Genomic DNA, 15458 nt, shown 5'->3' on the forward strand with positions numbered 1-15458 from the left:
CCACTAGTTTGATAGTTTCGGGTGGTTATCGGAAGAACGCATTGTCCATGCATCCAGCATCCAGCTAGTCTTTTCCAGGTCTCCAATATATCCGCCAATAAGGTCTATAGTACCTTCATCATTAGCTTCACCTGCTTTATCGATCACTTTTCTCATTTGATCGATCATAGTACCATGGTCATCTAAAAGGGTCTTAACCATGGCGAGATCATCGAGGTCTGAAGAGGATTCGGAAAGATTAGAACTCTTTAGATAATCTGAATAATTACTCAGAGGTTGAAATCGGAGGGTTAGGATACGTTCTGCGATCTCATCCACTTTTAATTTGGCGTCATCGTACATTTCTTCGAATTTAACATGCAGGTCGAAAAAATTACTGCCTACCACATTCCAGTGGAAATTACGAAGTTTCTGATAGTACAGATGAAAATCTGCCAGGAGGATATTAAGTTCTGTAGCTGTGGATTTTATTTTTTCTTTATCTAGGTTCAAGTATGCCATCATTTTTTTTTTTTTTTGGTTTACACAAATTTAAGGACAGTGTGGGGCGAACACAAGTTTTACGGGAGGTTTACCATTTATTTAACGGCTTTTAAACGATATTAACGAAGCTTTATAATTTAGGTTCTCAATTTTTTATAAGTACTGAATATTAGTCGTTTTTCCCCTATTTGTTGTAGCTTTGTGCGCTTAAAAACAGCCCTGATCATGAAGAACAATCTCCATATTGCCATTCGAGCAGCTATAGAAGGTGGCTTGGAAATAATGAAGGTGTATGGTACCAATTTCAGCGTGGAATTTAAAGGAGATGACTCTCCCTTAACCATTGCCGATGAAAAGGCAAATGAAGTCATTAATAGGTATCTGCTAAAAACCGGAATTCCTATTATCAGTGAGGAAAACCGGCAAACCGATTATGAAGCCAGGCGAGATTGGACCCAGTGCTGGATAGTTGATCCACTCGATGGAACCAAAGAATTTGTAAAACGAAATGGTGAATTTACGGTAAACATTGCGTTGGTTATTAATGGCAGCCCACATTTAGGAGTGATCTATGTTCCTGTAGAAAAAACACTCTACTTTACTTCTGAAGACGCCACATCCTCGTATAAATGCGTTATCCAGGATCCTGAAGCATCTATAGATGAAATAATTGAACAAGCTGAAATGATCAGGCCCTTAACCGATGTTGTTCCCCCTGTGAAGGTGGTGGGTAGTCGCTCTCATCTCAATGATGACACCCGGGCGTTTATTGCCGAGATCGAAAAGAAGAATGAAGTGGAGATCGTGTCCAGAGGAAGTTCTTTGAAATTCTGTCTTGTAGCAGAAGGAAAGGCTCATGTGTACCCCAGATATGCTCCTACAATGGAGTGGGATACTGCTGCAGGCCAGGCTATTTGTGAAGCTGTAGGAGTAAAAGTAATTGAAGAATCGACAAAGACACCGCTTAAGTACAATAAGAAGAACTTATTGAATCCGTATTTTCTGGTAACTCGCTAACATGGCAAAGTACAAACACGAATCACATATTAGAAGTTTGCTGAAAGGTATTTCCTGGCGAGTTATTGCCACTACCGATACCGTATTGGTAGCTTTGCTGATCACTTGTTTGTTTGGGCAGTGTAGTTTAGAAAATGCATTGAAGATAGGGGCTGCAGAATTTTTACTGAAGCTTATTGTCTACTATGTTCACGAACGTATCTGGCAACGATTCCAGAATGGTGTGGACGTTAGCAAGCTCCAAACCATATATAAATCTATTTCCTGGCGGGTAGTGGCAACCTCCATGACCTTTGTAATTTCAGGTGCTGTTCTAGACAGTTTTAATGAAGTTGCACTTTTCATAGCCCTAACCGAGCTATTTACTAAATTTGTACTTTATTATTTTCACGAGCGTCTTTGGTTGCGAATACCTTTGGGGCGAATTAGGAATTATTTCTTAAAACGATTTAAAAAGTAATGCAGGAAAATATCATTCCACATCAATTCAGTATTTCGAAAGAAGACAGGATGTCTCTTAAAGGGCACAATGCATTACTGCTCTGGTTTACCGGATTGTCCGGTTCTGGGAAATCTACGATCGCGAATGCCGTGGAAAAGGCCCTGGTGACAAATAAGATACATACATACACCCTGGACGGTGATAATGTAAGAAAGGGCCTGAATAATAACCTTGGTTTCTCTCCCGAAGACCGAAAAGAGAACATTCGCCGAATTGCCGAAGTAGCCAATTTGATGATAGACGCAGGCTTAGTAGTACTGGCTGCTTTTGTGTCTCCTTACCAAAAAGACCGTGAGCGTATACGTAGTATAGTAGGAGAAAAACAGTATTTAGAGATCTTTGTAAACACGCCTCTGGAAGAGTGTGAACGTAGAGATGTAAAAGGTTTATATGCCAAAGCTAGAGCAGGAGAGATAAAGAATTTTACCGGGATCAACGCACCCTATGAGGCACCTGTGAATCCGGACCTGGAAATTGATACTACTAAAATGACGGTGGATGAAGCCGTTTCGGAAATATTAAAACACTTAAAAACTAAACTCGCTAAAAAGCATGAGTAAGTATTATTTAAATTATCTGGATGAATTAGAATCGGAGGCTATTTATATCCTGCGCGAGGTATGGGCACAGTTCCAGAATCCTGTGATTCTCTTTTCCGGTGGAAAGGATTCTATTGTGGTGACACATTTAGCCAAGAAAGCGTTTTATCCATCCAGAATTCCTTTTCCACTGATGCATGTGGATACAGGGCATAACTTCCCGGAAACCATAAAATTTAGAGACGACCTAATAAAAGACCTGGGAGTGCAGCTTATTGTTGGATCTGTTCAGGAATCTATCGATACGGGGCGAGTAGCCGAAGAAAAAGGAAAGAACGCTACCCGTAATGCACTACAGATCACCACCTTGCTCGATGCCATAGAAACAAATAAGGTGGACTGTGCTATTGGAGGTGGTAGAAGAGATGAGGAAAAGGCCAGGGCTAAAGAGCGGTTCTTTTCGCATCGGGATGATTTCGGACAATGGGATCCTAAAAACCAACGTCCCGAATTGTGGAACATTTTAAATGGAAAACATTTCGAGGGCGAACATTTTAGGGCATTTCCTATTAGTAACTGGACAGAAATGGATGTATGGAACTATATCCTTCGTGAGAATATTAGCATTCCTTCGCTCTATTTCGCGCATGAGAGAGAGGTGGTGTGGCGCCAGGATTCATGGATCCCGGTTTCGGAGCATCTAAAACTGGACGATGGAGAGGAAATTCAGAAGAAAAAAATAAGATTCAGAACCCTCGGTGATATTACGATCACGGGAGGAATAGAAAGTGATGCGGATACCCTGGAGAAGATCGTTTCCGAAGTTGCTGCGATGAAACAAACAGAGCGTGGTAATCGTAGTGATGATAAAAGAAGTGAAACTGCCATGGAAGACCGTAAGCGACAAGGTTATTTTTAAGATAATCCGGTAGAAGCTCCACAGGCGAGTAATTTATACTATTTCAAACAAGATAATAAGCATATAGAACGAATGAGCAATTCAACCCAGATCGATAACAATCAATTATTACGATTTACCACCGCCGGAAGTGTTGATGATGGAAAGAGTACCCTTATTGGCCGACTCCTATACGATAGCAAGGCCATTTTTGAAGATCAGCTTCAGGCAGTTGAAAATACAAGTAAGCGCAAAGGGCATGATGGAGTTGACCTGGCTTTATTTACAGATGGCTTGAGAGATGAGCGGGAACAGGGGATCACTATAGATGTTGCCTATCGCTATTTTACAACACCACGGAGAAAATTTATTATTGCAGATACGCCGGGACATATTCAATATACCCGTAACATGGTAACCGGGGCATCAACTGCTAATGCAGCGTTGATCCTAATCGACGCAAGGCATGGAGTGATCGAACAGACGAAAAGACATGCATTTATTGCTTCATTGCTCCAGATCCCACATATCATAGTTTGTATCAATAAAATGGATCTGGTGGATTACAAAGAAGAAGTGTATGAGGGGATCATAGAACAATTTGAAGAATTCTCCTCTAAGCTTTATGTAAAGGATATTCGCTTTTTGCCTATTAGTGCATTAAACGGCGACAATGTTGTAAATCGATCGGAGAACATGGAATGGTATCAGGGTGCACCGCTTTTACACACTCTGGAACACATGCATATAAGTAGTGATATCAATAAGATCGATGCAAGGTTTCCGGTTCAGACGGTCCTTCGCCCGCAACGAGAAGGCTTTATCGACTACAGAGGATATGCAGGCAGGGTGGCCAGTGGTATTTTTCGCCCTGGAGATGAAGTAACAGTGATGCCTTCGGGATTCACTTCAGTAATAAAATCCATAGACACCATAGATGGGCCATTGAAGGAAGCGTATGCCCCTATGTCGGTTTCCATTACCCTGGAGGATGATATAGACATAAGCAGGGGTGATATGATAGTTCGTACCAATAACAAACCCGAACCTCTGCAGGAGTTTGACGCCATGTTATGCTGGTTGCACAATGATCCAGCCAGGCCGAGAGCAAAATATACGATCATGCATACCTCAAATGAGCAAAAAGCCATGATCAAAGATGTACTCTACAAGATCGATATTAATACCTATAACCGTGAGGAAGAGGATAAGCAACTCAACATGAATGATATTTCAAGGGTAAAGGTGAGAACTACCAGACCTTTGATGATAGACGAATATCGTGATAATCGTGTTACCGGAAGTTTTATCCTTATCGATGATGCTACCCATGAGACGGTGGCGGCGGGAATGATATTGTAGTAATTTGTTTAAAAAGTTAAACTCGAAGAACTAGCCGCTATAGCAGCTTCGAAATTTCTATCTTGGATAACTTAAACACTCCCCAAAGTTAAAAGCCGGAACAGGATTTTTAATAACAGCAAGGTGAATACATGATACAACGATTACTTCAATTGCTGAAGAATAAGGAAAATGTACAGTTAATTGCAAATTTCTTTTCTTTAGTTTCTATAAAGGGATTCGATATGCTTATTCCCCTTTTTATTCTACCTTATCTTGTTCGGACCCTGGGTATAGATGTGTTTGGTTTAACAGCATTCTCCCTGGCATTTTGCATGTATTTTGGAGCTTTTATCCATTACGGCTATTCTATTACGGCCGTCCGAGAAATTGCCAGAGCAAGAAAAGATAAAGAGCTTCTATCAAAACAGTACAGTACTTATATATCATTGTCGGTTGTATTACTATTTATTAGTTTAATACTGTTCACCGTTGCGGTTGCCGTAATTCCAACTTTGAGAGAATATTGGATTCTACATCTTTATACTTTTTATTTTGTGGCTATGCAATCCCTTTTTCCCGCCTGGCTCTTCCAGGGAATGGAGCGTATGAAATACATAGCTTTTATCAACCTTTCTACAAAGGTGCTTTATCTTGTAGCCCTTTTGTTCATGGTAACGGGGCCCGGTGATTATCTGCTAGTTCCATTGCTTAATGCATTTGCGATGACGGTTAGCACAATAGTATCCTTTTGGATAATTCATAAACAATTAAAGATACGTTACAGGAAAACAGAATTGGGAGAGATCATCATAGCTATGAAAGAAGGTAAACATGCATTTATATCATTATTTGCTCCCACTTTATACAATAGTACTACCACTTTTATTCTGGGGTATACATCGTCAAACTATATAATAGGGATCTACGCCTCAGCTACAAAATTGATCGATGCCTTAAATTCGATCGCCCTCTTATTATCAAATACATTTCTTCCATATCTGTCGAGAAATATTAAAAAACATTTTGTTTTCAGTAGGATGATGATCGTTATAGGGCTGCTGCTTACCGCCGGTTCTTTATTGTTTTCGGAATATATAATTTCGTTTCTGTACGGTGCGGATAAGTTGGAAATTGCATATTATTTCAAGTTATTAACTCCTATGGTATTTTTCATTTTTGTTCGATTTACCTTTGGACCAAATTATCTAATGCTTATTGGGAAGGATTCCCTCTACAAGAATATTGTCTTATACAGCTGTCTATTCTTCTTTTTTATGGCATTGATCCTGGTTCCGATATATGAGTTATACGGCGCCATCGCGATCATGTTGGGCACAACCCTCCTAATGGCGATATTAACGTATTGGTTCTATTGGAAATTCAGACTTGGGAATAAAAAAGCGCAACATTTGGGTGATGAATAAACTTATAACAACAGTATATAAGAATTCTCCGGTATGGTTCCAGAACCTTATTATATCTGGCTATGGATATCTTATCTATAAAAAGCGATACGGCAGGCTTTATCGCGAGAAACTTACAGAATTCCTCTCCAGAGATTACACCTCATTAGAGTTTGAAAAACAAAGGCAGTTCAGCGAATTCGTTCGGTTTTTAGATTTTACTGTTCAGAACAGCAAATTTTATAAAAAGCTATACAGCGATATCGATTTAAGCAAAATAAGTTCTGTGGATGACATTTCGATACTGCCGGTTGTAACCAAGGAATTACTTCGAGCAAATATAGATGAAGTATATACCATTAGTGAAAAGGAAGGAATCGCCTCATATACCGGAGGTACTACCGGTAAGGCTCTTAAAGTGTTGTTTACCAAAGAGGATTACCAAATACGGATGGCCTATCTGGATGCCTTTAAAAAAAGGCTGGGCATAGATCCCTTTAAAGTTAAGAAAGCTACATTTAGCGGGCGATCCCTTATTTACAAGAAAAACACCAAGATCTTTTGGAGATATAATTTTATATATAAGCAAAGACTGTATTCTACTTTTCATATTTCTGAAACTAATATGCCATATTACCTGGAAGATCTTAACGTGTTCAAGCCGGAAGTACTTAATGGTTTCGTTTCTGCGATCTTCGAACTGGCAGGTTATATCAAACGACACAATATCACTCTGAAATTTCAGCCTCAGGCCATATTTACAACATCCGAGACTTTGTTACCCATGCACCGGGAACTTATTGAAGAAGTTTTTGGATGTAAGGTTTACGATCAATATGCTTCTGCCGAAGGAGCCCCCTTTATAACCGAATGTGCTTCAGGAAACCTGCATTATAACCTGGATACTGGAATTATAGAAACCGATGAAAACGATAATATGATCGTTACTTCTTTTACCACCAAAGGAACACCTCTCATTCGATATAATATCGGTGACCAGATAATATTCAAAGAAGGGGTTTGTCCCTGTGGATCTTCTCACCCCTTGGTAGCCTCTATAAAGGGAAGAAAAGTAGATTATCTTCTGTCTTCAAATAAATTGAAAATTAGTTTGAGCCACCTGGCCGATGTAATAAAAGGAAATCCAAACAGCGTAATAAAAATGCAGTTTATCCAGGATGAAGTTGAATCCCTGAAAGTGTTATTGGTTGTAGATAGAAATTCCTATTGTAAGGATCATGAGGAAAAGATCATGACCGAGTTGCGATATAGATTTGGAGCTAACATGCAAATAGAACTCCAACTGGTAGAGGATATACCAAAAGAGTCGAGTGGTAAATATTCGTTGATAAAGAATAATTTAAAGAACTAATAGAAGATGAAAATTGCACTACTAGGAGATATCGCATTTTTTGGGAGATTTTCACTTGAAAGTAATAAACACCTACATCAATACTTCGAGGAGGTAGCTAAAAAACTTCGATCATACGACCTGGTTATTGGCAATTTGGAAACACCATTTGCACAACCCCATCATAAATCTTTTGGATATAAATCGGCCTATATAAAATCAAGCCCGGTAAATGTAGAACTGCTCAAGTATTTAAATATTAGTGTAGTAAACCTAGCCAATAATCACATATACGACTATGGGCCCGACTCTTATCAATTTACCAAAAGGATATTAGAGGACAACGGGATAAAGTATTTTGGTATAGAGAAACAAGAATTGTTATTTGAGACTGATGATAATACCATTTCCTTGAATGGATATTGTTGTTATTCAACCAATCCATTAGGGATCGATTCACAAAATAAAAAAGGGATAAATGCACTAAGTGTTCCCAATATCACCGAGAAATTAACTCATAATTCTGCCAAAGGGTACTTCAATATTTTTAGTGTTCATTGCGGACAGGAACATGTAAACTACCCGAACTATGACCATATCGAACTCGCCCGCGATCTGGCCAAGATAGGTCCATATGTTTTCTATGGCCATCACCCGCACGTATTGCAAGGGATCGAAAAAATAGATGAGAGCTTGATAGCTTATAGCCTGGGTAATTTTTGTTTTGACGATGTGTATACATCGAAATCTAAAGAACCCCTGATAAAACAGTCTCAAAACAATAAAGAATCTGCCATTCTCGAAATTACTGTTGAAAAGAACAAATTGGTCGAGCACGACATCATTCCTATTACTATCGGTACAAGCTCACTGCAAATTGGAGATAAACAGATTTTAAATAAAATAGATCAATATTCGGAGATGTTGAAGACCGAAAAAGAACTATATATCCACAATAGAAATAGTTTACTGGGTAGATATCTTGCTTCAAGGAAGAAACTTCGCAACTTAAATTGGTATATTCAAAGATTGAACCACAGGTCTGCGGGGCTTATATTATTTGCTCGTAGAAATGCTAAAGAATACAGAAAAAATATCTCCAGATATCTAAAATAACTCGTATTGAATAAACTAGAAAAAGGATTGATATTTGCCGGCATTCTTATACCATTTACGGTATTGCGGGTGGGGTATGTGGGTCTTGGAGAATTAACCCTATTAATTTTATTTCTATACGGATTAAATAAAGGTTATATAAACAGGATCACCCGAGATGTGGTATTTTCTAGGTTCTGGGTCCAGTTTCTCATCATTACTTTTTTCGGCTTTGCTTATAATATTGTTATTCTCAATCAAAGTACCGGAACTGTTGAAAGTACTGTTTTCGATTTTATGGCCTATATCGTTATTCTGATAACTTGCCTGATAATAGAGAATTTCTATCACAAAGATCGTATCAATATTTATGAGATCATCAAGAGGATATTTTTAATCTCTGGAGTATTATTTACCGCGCTATACCTTGTTAGTATGTTCACCGATACTATTTATGGGCTTCCGTTGAAATATTACGATTATTTCGCTCCATTTGTTACCAATCTGCATCAAACGGCCATGTTCATGGCCCCCATGCCATTTATTGGATTATTGATCTTTAGAAATGAGAAGCGCCCAATTACCAGATTTATTAGTCTAGTTCTCATACTCATTTTCTCGTATTTGGTTGTCCAAACCGGGTCTTTTAAAGCGTTGGTAGGCCTAACACTAGGTTGGGCTGTTTATTTTGTTCTGGAATTCGTAAAACTTTTTAAAGGAAGAATGAAAAATGCGGTGATAGTGAGCTTGATTTCGATCATTATTATTTTAGGAGTAGTAAACTCCCCGGTACTATATGAAATTTTCTTTGCTATTTTCAATGCGGAAGACCTGGCTAGTGGAAGGTCATCGTTGTATTCGAATGCTATTGATGTCGCACTTACTTCTCCTTTAGTTGGATTAGGACCAGGGGCACACATATACCAGGCCGGGCAGTTTTGGGACTCTCATGAAACTTTTATCACCGTGTTTCTTCAGGGTGGGGCAATCGGTCTAGTATTCTTCCTAATCTTACTGTATAAAATATTTAAAACTTTTACGAAAGTCACCTCACTCTTAGCCGCTTCAATTCCAATTTTAATCTATGCGCTTGGAGGAGATATCATGAGAAGATTACCCATCTGGTTACTTCTAATGTTGTTGTATTATTACATTATAAATTATAGTAAAGAAGCAGAAGTGTAGCTTATTTTATTGAGTACAAAGAAATATACCGTTCAGAGGTTTTTATTCTGAAATGTTTTAATTTATGCTGAAAAAAAAATTAATACGAATAACCACAATACCCATCTCCCTTGAAAAACTCCTGGAAGGTCAATTGGCTTTTATGTCGCAATTCTACGATGTTACGGCGGTTTCTTCCGAAGAAAAAAATTTAATGGAATATGGCATCAAAGAAGGGGTAAGTACATTTCATATTCCATTAACCAGAAAGATCACACCTGTTGCCGACATTCGAGCGGTAATTAAATTTTACCGATTTCTAAAAAAGGAAAAACCGCTCATTGTCCATACTCATACGCCAAAAGCTGGTATAGTGGGAATGATGGCCGCAGCTTTGGCCAGGGTGCCTATACGTTTGCATACGGTTGCCGGGATGCCGCTTACGGAGGCCACGGGAGTAAAACGAAAGATCTTGAACCAGGTAGAGAAACTTACCTATCGTTACGCAACCATGGTATATCCAAATTCAAGAGGTTTAAAAGAATTAATTCTGAAAGAAAAGTTCTGTAATGCATATAAACTGAAGGTGCTTGGAGAAGGGAGCAGTAATGGTATTGATACAAGCTATTTTTCACGGGTTCATTTTTCAGAAGAAAAAGTTCAGAAAAAACGAGAGGAACTTAATATCCATCCCTCGGATCTTGTTTATGTTTTTGTTGGACGCCTTGTAAAGGACAAAGGCCTGGATGAATTGATTGCTGCATTCAAATTATTACAGCAACAAAATAAGCAATGCACACTTCTCCTTGTTGGGCCCTTTGAGGAAGACCTTGATCCGCTTTCGGAAAAGTCGCGCATGGAGATAGATTCTAATTCAAAAATTATAACCACGGGCTATCAGCAAGATATAAGGATCTTTCTGGCAGTAAGTGACATCCTGGTGTTTCCCAGTTATAGGGAAGGTTTTCCCAATGTAGTGATGCAGGCTGGTGCGATGGATTTGCCATCGATAGTTTCCAACATAAATGGCTGTAATGAGATAGTGATGGACGGACGCAACGGATTATTGGTTCCTGCTAAGAATACAGAAAAGCTTTATGAGAAGATGGACCTTCTGGCCACTGATCATGACTTGAGAGAACAATTGAGTTCGAATGCCAGACGGGAGATCGTAAGAAGATACGAACGTAATAAAATGTGGGAGATAATCCTGGAGGAATACAGAATACAAGAGGCAAATCTTTAGTACATTTGCGCCATGTATCGGCAAGTTATAAAACCACTACTGGATGTTCTTACGGCTACATTGATGTTCCTCATCTTATCTCCTGTGTTTCTGTTAGTTATGGTGTTTCTTACACTTTCACTTGGTGGTAACCCATTCTTCTTCCAGAGACGCCCGGGGAAGAATGAAAGAATATTTACCATACTTAAGTTTCGAACCATGAATAATGAACGAGATGAACAAGGTGAGTTGTTACCCGATGAACTGCGATTAACCAGGGTGGGACGCTTTATTCGAACCACATCGCTGGATGAAATACCGCAGCTACTCAATGTGATGATCGGGAATATGAGCCTGGTGGGTCCGCGGCCTCTTTTACCGGAATATCTAACTTTATATAGCGAAGAACAAAAGAAAAGGCATAGTGTAAAACCAGGAATCACAGGGTGGGCCCAGGTTAATGGGCGAAATGCACTCACATGGAAAGATAAACTCGCTCTGGATGTTTGGTATGCGAACCATATATCTTTTGTTCTAGATATACAAATACTACTAAAAACAGTGATAAAGGTTTTTAAACGCGAAGGAATAACGGCAGAAGGCCAATCGACAACCTCTAGATTTAAAGGAAATTAATATGCAGGATCTCATTATAATAGGTGCCGGTGGATTTGGAAGAGAAGTGAAAGAACTTATCATCGATATCAACCAAATAAAGGAAACATACACTATTATTGGTTTTATTGACGATGGTATAGAAGCAGGAACTTTAATCCATAATATACCGGTGTTAGGCAATATATCTTATCTAAACAACCTTAAAACTAAACCTCTCTTAGTTGTTGCAATAGGTGATCCTAAGGTAAAGAAATCAGTTGTAGAAAAATTAGCCGGGTTTAACTTTCCCAGCCTAATTCACCCAAGCGTAAATCGCTTAGGCGCTAATATTTCTATAGGACAAGGTTGTATTATTTGTAGAGGTAATATACTTACATGCGATATTGTTATTGAAGATTTTGTTATTCTAAATTTAGCATGTACGGTAGGGCATGATACAATAATAAAGCGGTATAGTTCTTTTATGCCATCTGTTAATATAAGTGGCCAGGTAATCATCGAGGAAGGTGTGTATGGTGGAACGGGCGCTAAAATTATAAATAATGTGACTATCGGAGAACAAAGTATTATTGGAGCAGGTGCGGTGGTAGCTAAATCCATCCCTTCCCATTGTACTGCGGTAGGAATACCTGCAAAACCTCTTTCGAAATGAACATAAAGCAAATATACCTATCATCACCCCACATGGGAGGAACTGAACGGGATTTTGTGAAAGAGGCCTTCGACACTAACTGGATCGCGCCTTTAGGCCCAAACGTTACTGGTTTCGAAAGTGATCTTGAACAATACCTGGGTTCCGAAAGGCATGTAGCTGCCTTGAGTTCAGGGACGGCAGCCCTACATCTGGCTCTAATAATGATAGGAGTTAGGGAAGGGGACGAGGTTATTTGCCAAAGCATGACCTTTTCGGCCTCTGCAAACCCCATCGTGTATCAAGGCGCCACTCCCGTTTTTGTGGATAGTGAACCGGAAACATGGAATATGTGTCCTGTTCAGCTTGAAGCGGCCATCAAAGATCGAATAGAGAAAGGTAAAAAACCCAAGGCGATCATAGTAGTACATTTATACGGTATGCCGTATAAAGTGGATGAGATAACTGCTGTGGCCACAAAGTATAATATTCCCGTTATCGAAGATAGTGCGGAGGCCCTGGGAAGTAAGTATAAAAACAGATCCTGTGGTACTTTTGGTGATCTGTCCATATTGTCATTTAATGGGAATAAGATCATAACAACCTCCGGTGGAGGCGCTTTGGTTACACGCACCCCGGCTGAAAAGCAAAAAGCAGTCTTTCTCGCCACACAGGCCAGGGACGATGCTCCACACTATCAGCATTCGGAGATAGGGTATAATTACAGGCTTAGTAACATTTGCGCCGGAATTGGACGTGGACAGATGCAAGTACTTGATGAACATATAGGACTTCGCCGCCAAATGAATCAATTTTATTCAGACTTATTTGCACAAACAGAGGGAGTGGAGGTGTTTTCTGAACCGAATTCACATTATTTTTCTAATCATTGGTTAACCTGTATAACAGTAAATTCATCGAAAACCGGATTTACAGCCAAAGAAATACGGCTTTCCCTTGAAAAAGATAATATCGAATCACGACCTTTGTGGAAACCTATGCATTTGCAACCAGTTTTTAAAGACTCCCCTTATTACGGTGAAAAAATCGCTGAAGAATTGTTTTTACACGGACTTTGCCTACCATCGGGATCTAATCTTAAAGATGCTGATAAACAAAGGATTATGTCTGTGCTATCGCAATTCCTATAGATATTAGTTATATTTGTTTAAAATCCTATAAAGTGCTAACCCCCAAACGTATCTTACCAAATTTCTATAAGGGTGATAATCGCCTTAAAGTACTGGACCAAAGGTATTTACCTAGATGGATCGTATTATTGATCGATGTCTTCTTAGTGGTACTCTCAATGGTACTCGTTTACCTGATTATACTGGGAACACCCATTAAGTTTCGTGATTTTATATCGGTTCCCGCACAGGGAGGCTTTATTCTGGCGGTAAATATTTTATTCTTTTTTGTATTTAAGACCTATTCTGGAATCATACGGCATTCAACCTTCACAGATATACTTAAATTGGCGTTGTCTGCACTATTTACATGTGTTAGTCTAATTGGCTTCAATTTCCTATTTGCGGCAATTCAGGGTGATAGGATCTTCTTAACCACTTCCCTTCTTATCTATATGCTGGTTTCCTTTACAGTTATGCTGTTATTTAGGATCGCAGTGAAAGAAAGTTATCAATTCCTGCGGAACACGGCTGCCGGTAAAGTAAAGAAACGTGTAGCTATAGTTGGGGTGGACGACCAGACGATTTCTTTAGGGAAAGCATTAACTACCGAATCCAATATGCCCTTCGTGTTGGTTGGATTTCTTACAGAGATATTCGATTCGAAGCGATTTAAGATTTTAGGGAAACCTGTCATCCCCATTAAGGACAGTTTTTCGGAAACTATTTCAAAAATGGATCTGGATGGAATTCTTCTAATTAGTGAAGGAATGAATGGAAAGCGTAAGAACCAGATCATAGAGGACTGTATTGAGAATAACATCGAGATATTCAATGTTCCGAATCTGGAATCCTGGAACAAGAAGGAGGATATACACCATCATATAAAACCTCTGGATATAGAAGACCTGCTGGATAGAAGTCCGATCACCATCGACAACGAAATGATCGAGCTCGACCTTCATGATAAAGTGATAATGGTAACAGGTGGGGCAGGATCCATAGGAAGTGAGATCGTTAGACAGGTAGCAGGTTTCGAACCAAAACAGCTTGTAATACTTGATCAGGCAGAATCTGCCCTACATGATCTGGAGATCTATCTATCACAAAATCATCCTAAGTTAAATTTTATAACAGAGCTCGCAGACATTAGCAATATGTATCGAATGGGTTTGTTGTTCAATAAATATGATTTCGATGTCATTTATCATGCTGCTGCCTATAAGCATGTTCCACTTATAGAACGTAACCCTCATGAGGCTATTTATGTGAATATACTAGGAACGGTTAACCTGGCAATACTTTCGGCCAGCTACGAGATTAAGAAATTTGTAATGGTTTCTACAGACAAGGCCGTGAACCCAACCAACGTTATGGGAGCTTCTAAAAGAGTAGCCGAAATGTACGTGCAGTCGCTTCAGAATGAAAAAGGAGTAAATACTAAGTTTATCACCACCAGATTTGGCAATGTACTGGGATCCAGTGGATCTGTAATCCCGCATTTCAGAAAGCAAATATCGCAGGGAGGTCCTGTAACCGTAACTCATAAAGAGATCATACGATATTTTATGACGATTCCCGAAGCATGTCAGCTGGTTCTTCAGGCAGGCACTATGGGAAATGGGGGAGAGATCTACGTATTTGATATGGGTAAACCCGTAAAAATTCTTGATTTGGCGGAAAAAATGATTCGACTTTCTGGTCTAGAACCCTACGAAGATATTGATATCAAGATCACCGGTTTACGCCCGGGAGAGAAGCTATATGAAGAACTTCTAAACGATTCTTCGACCTCTTTGCCTACACATCATCCCAAAATCATGATCTCGAAGACTCCTGTGGGGAAATTTGAAGACCTTAAAAAAGATGTGAAGCAAATTATAAAAATGGCTACTCGAGGGAAGAATGATGAGGTTGTACAATTGCTAAAGGATATGGTACCGGAATTTATAAGTGAGAATTCAGAGTTTGAGGTGTTGGACAAACCTAAAATGGAAGAATTAGTAAAAGAAAAGATTAAATAGACCCGTGGGTTTTGGTTTATACATATTGGAAGGA

General features: G+C 39.2%; 15 protein-coding genes. 14 read left to right on the forward strand and 1 reads right to left on the reverse strand.

The window, feature by feature from the left end; translation table 11 throughout:
- Positions 1–3: 3 nt before the first annotated feature.
- Positions 4–501: a Dps family protein gene (locus C5O00_RS11695; protein WP_105217658.1), complete on the reverse strand. Its 498-nt coding sequence runs from the start codon at positions 499–501 to the stop codon at positions 4–6.
- A gap of 207 nt (positions 502–708) precedes the next feature.
- Here C5O00_RS11695 and cysQ point away from each other — a divergent pair, with 207 nt between their 5' ends.
- The 14 genes from cysQ (at position 709) to C5O00_RS11765 (ending at position 15424) form a co-directional block, all read left to right on the forward strand.
- Positions 709–1500 carry a 3'(2'),5'-bisphosphate nucleotidase CysQ gene (gene cysQ, locus C5O00_RS11700; protein ID WP_105217034.1) on the forward strand — a complete coding sequence of 264 codons (792 nt, stop codon included), beginning with the start codon at positions 709–711 and terminating at the stop codon, positions 1498–1500.
- Between the two features lies 1 nt (position 1501).
- A complete protein-coding gene (locus tag C5O00_RS11705; RefSeq protein WP_105217035.1) occupies positions 1502–1960 on the forward strand; it encodes a DUF2061 domain-containing protein in 459 nt (152 codons plus the stop codon).
- The gene (gene cysC / locus C5O00_RS11710; protein WP_105217036.1) at positions 1960–2562 is read left to right on the forward strand and encodes an adenylyl-sulfate kinase; all 603 of its coding nucleotides are present in this window, start codon (positions 1960–1962) and stop codon (positions 2560–2562) included. The genes C5O00_RS11705 and cysC overlap by 1 nt, the downstream gene beginning before the upstream one ends.
- Positions 2555–3460 (forward strand): sulfate adenylyltransferase subunit CysD, encoded by a 906-nt coding sequence (gene cysD / locus C5O00_RS11715; RefSeq protein ID WP_105217037.1) that lies wholly within the window; start codon positions 2555–2557, stop codon positions 3458–3460. The genes cysC and cysD overlap by 8 nt, the downstream gene beginning before the upstream one ends.
- Positions 3461–3532: 72 nt before the next feature.
- Entirely contained in the window at positions 3533–4801 is a 1269-nt protein-coding gene (gene cysN / locus C5O00_RS11720) for a sulfate adenylyltransferase subunit CysN (RefSeq protein ID WP_105217038.1), read from the forward strand.
- Between the two features lie 131 nt (positions 4802–4932).
- Positions 4933–6207: an oligosaccharide flippase family protein gene (locus C5O00_RS11725; RefSeq protein ID WP_105217039.1), complete on the forward strand. Its 1275-nt coding sequence runs from the start codon at positions 4933–4935 to the stop codon at positions 6205–6207.
- Positions 6200–7558: a phenylacetate--CoA ligase family protein gene (locus tag C5O00_RS11730; RefSeq protein WP_105217040.1), complete on the forward strand. Its 1359-nt coding sequence runs from the start codon at positions 6200–6202 to the stop codon at positions 7556–7558. The genes C5O00_RS11725 and C5O00_RS11730 overlap by 8 nt, the downstream gene beginning before the upstream one ends.
- Before the next feature lie 6 nt (positions 7559–7564).
- On the forward strand, positions 7565–8653 hold the full coding sequence (locus tag C5O00_RS11735; protein ID WP_105217041.1) for a CapA family protein: 1089 nt from the start codon (positions 7565–7567) through the stop codon (positions 8651–8653).
- 6 nt (positions 8654–8659) lie between these two features.
- The gene (locus tag C5O00_RS11740; protein ID WP_158676845.1) at positions 8660–9817 is read left to right on the forward strand and encodes an O-antigen ligase family protein; all 1158 of its coding nucleotides are present in this window, start codon (positions 8660–8662) and stop codon (positions 9815–9817) included.
- A gap of 64 nt (positions 9818–9881) precedes the next feature.
- Positions 9882–11042, forward strand: a complete 1161-nt coding sequence (locus tag C5O00_RS11745) for a glycosyltransferase family 4 protein (protein ID WP_105217043.1) — start codon at positions 9882–9884, stop codon at positions 11040–11042.
- Positions 11043–11054: 12 nt separating this feature from the next.
- A complete protein-coding gene (locus tag C5O00_RS11750; RefSeq protein ID WP_105217044.1) occupies positions 11055–11657 on the forward strand; it encodes a sugar transferase in 603 nt (200 codons plus the stop codon).
- 1 nt (position 11658) lies between these two features.
- A complete protein-coding gene (locus C5O00_RS11755; protein ID WP_105217045.1) occupies positions 11659–12291 on the forward strand; it encodes an acetyltransferase in 633 nt (210 codons plus the stop codon).
- A complete protein-coding gene (locus tag C5O00_RS11760; RefSeq protein ID WP_105217046.1) occupies positions 12288–13421 on the forward strand; it encodes a DegT/DnrJ/EryC1/StrS family aminotransferase in 1134 nt (377 codons plus the stop codon). Before C5O00_RS11755 ends, C5O00_RS11760 begins: the two co-directional genes overlap by 4 nt.
- Before the next feature lie 32 nt (positions 13422–13453).
- Positions 13454–15424 carry a polysaccharide biosynthesis protein gene (locus C5O00_RS11765; RefSeq protein ID WP_105217047.1) on the forward strand — a complete coding sequence of 657 codons (1971 nt, stop codon included), beginning with the start codon at positions 13454–13456 and terminating at the stop codon, positions 15422–15424.
- The last annotated feature ends 34 nt before the right edge of the window (positions 15425–15458 follow it).

Source organism: Pukyongia salina, from assembly GCF_002966125.1.
In the GTDB taxonomy this organism is placed as follows: Bacteria; Bacteroidota; Bacteroidia; order Flavobacteriales; family Flavobacteriaceae; genus Pukyongia; species Pukyongia salina.

Bases quoted from the DNA above. Each gene is read 5' to 3' on its own strand.
- C5O00_RS11735 (WP_105217041.1), top strand. From the start codon at position 7,565: ATGAAAATTGCACTACTAGGAGATATCGCATTTTTTGGGAGATTTTCA.
- C5O00_RS11705 (WP_105217035.1), top strand. From the start codon at position 1,502: ATGGCAAAGTACAAACACGAATCACATATTAGAAGTTTGCTGAAAGGT.
- C5O00_RS11760 (WP_105217046.1), top strand. From the start codon at position 12,288: ATGAACATAAAGCAAATATACCTATCATCACCCCACATGGGAGGAACT.
- C5O00_RS11730 (WP_105217040.1), top strand. From the start codon at position 6,200: ATGAATAAACTTATAACAACAGTATATAAGAATTCTCCGGTATGGTTC.
- C5O00_RS11755 (WP_105217045.1), top strand. From the start codon at position 11,659: ATGCAGGATCTCATTATAATAGGTGCCGGTGGATTTGGAAGAGAAGTG.
- C5O00_RS11695 (WP_105217658.1), bottom strand. From the start codon at position 501: ATGGCATACTTGAACCTAGATAAAGAAAAAATAAAATCCACAGCTACA.
- cysD (WP_105217037.1), top strand. From the start codon at position 2,555: ATGAGTAAGTATTATTTAAATTATCTGGATGAATTAGAATCGGAGGCT.
- C5O00_RS11750 (WP_105217044.1), top strand. From the start codon at position 11,055: ATGTATCGGCAAGTTATAAAACCACTACTGGATGTTCTTACGGCTACA.
- cysC (WP_105217036.1), top strand. From the start codon at position 1,960: ATGCAGGAAAATATCATTCCACATCAATTCAGTATTTCGAAAGAAGAC.
- C5O00_RS11725 (WP_105217039.1), top strand. From the start codon at position 4,933: ATGATACAACGATTACTTCAATTGCTGAAGAATAAGGAAAATGTACAG.
- cysN (WP_105217038.1), top strand. From the start codon at position 3,533: ATGAGCAATTCAACCCAGATCGATAACAATCAATTATTACGATTTACC.
- C5O00_RS11745 (WP_105217043.1), top strand. From the start codon at position 9,882: ATGCTGAAAAAAAAATTAATACGAATAACCACAATACCCATCTCCCTT.
- cysQ (WP_105217034.1), top strand. From the start codon at position 709: ATGAAGAACAATCTCCATATTGCCATTCGAGCAGCTATAGAAGGTGGC.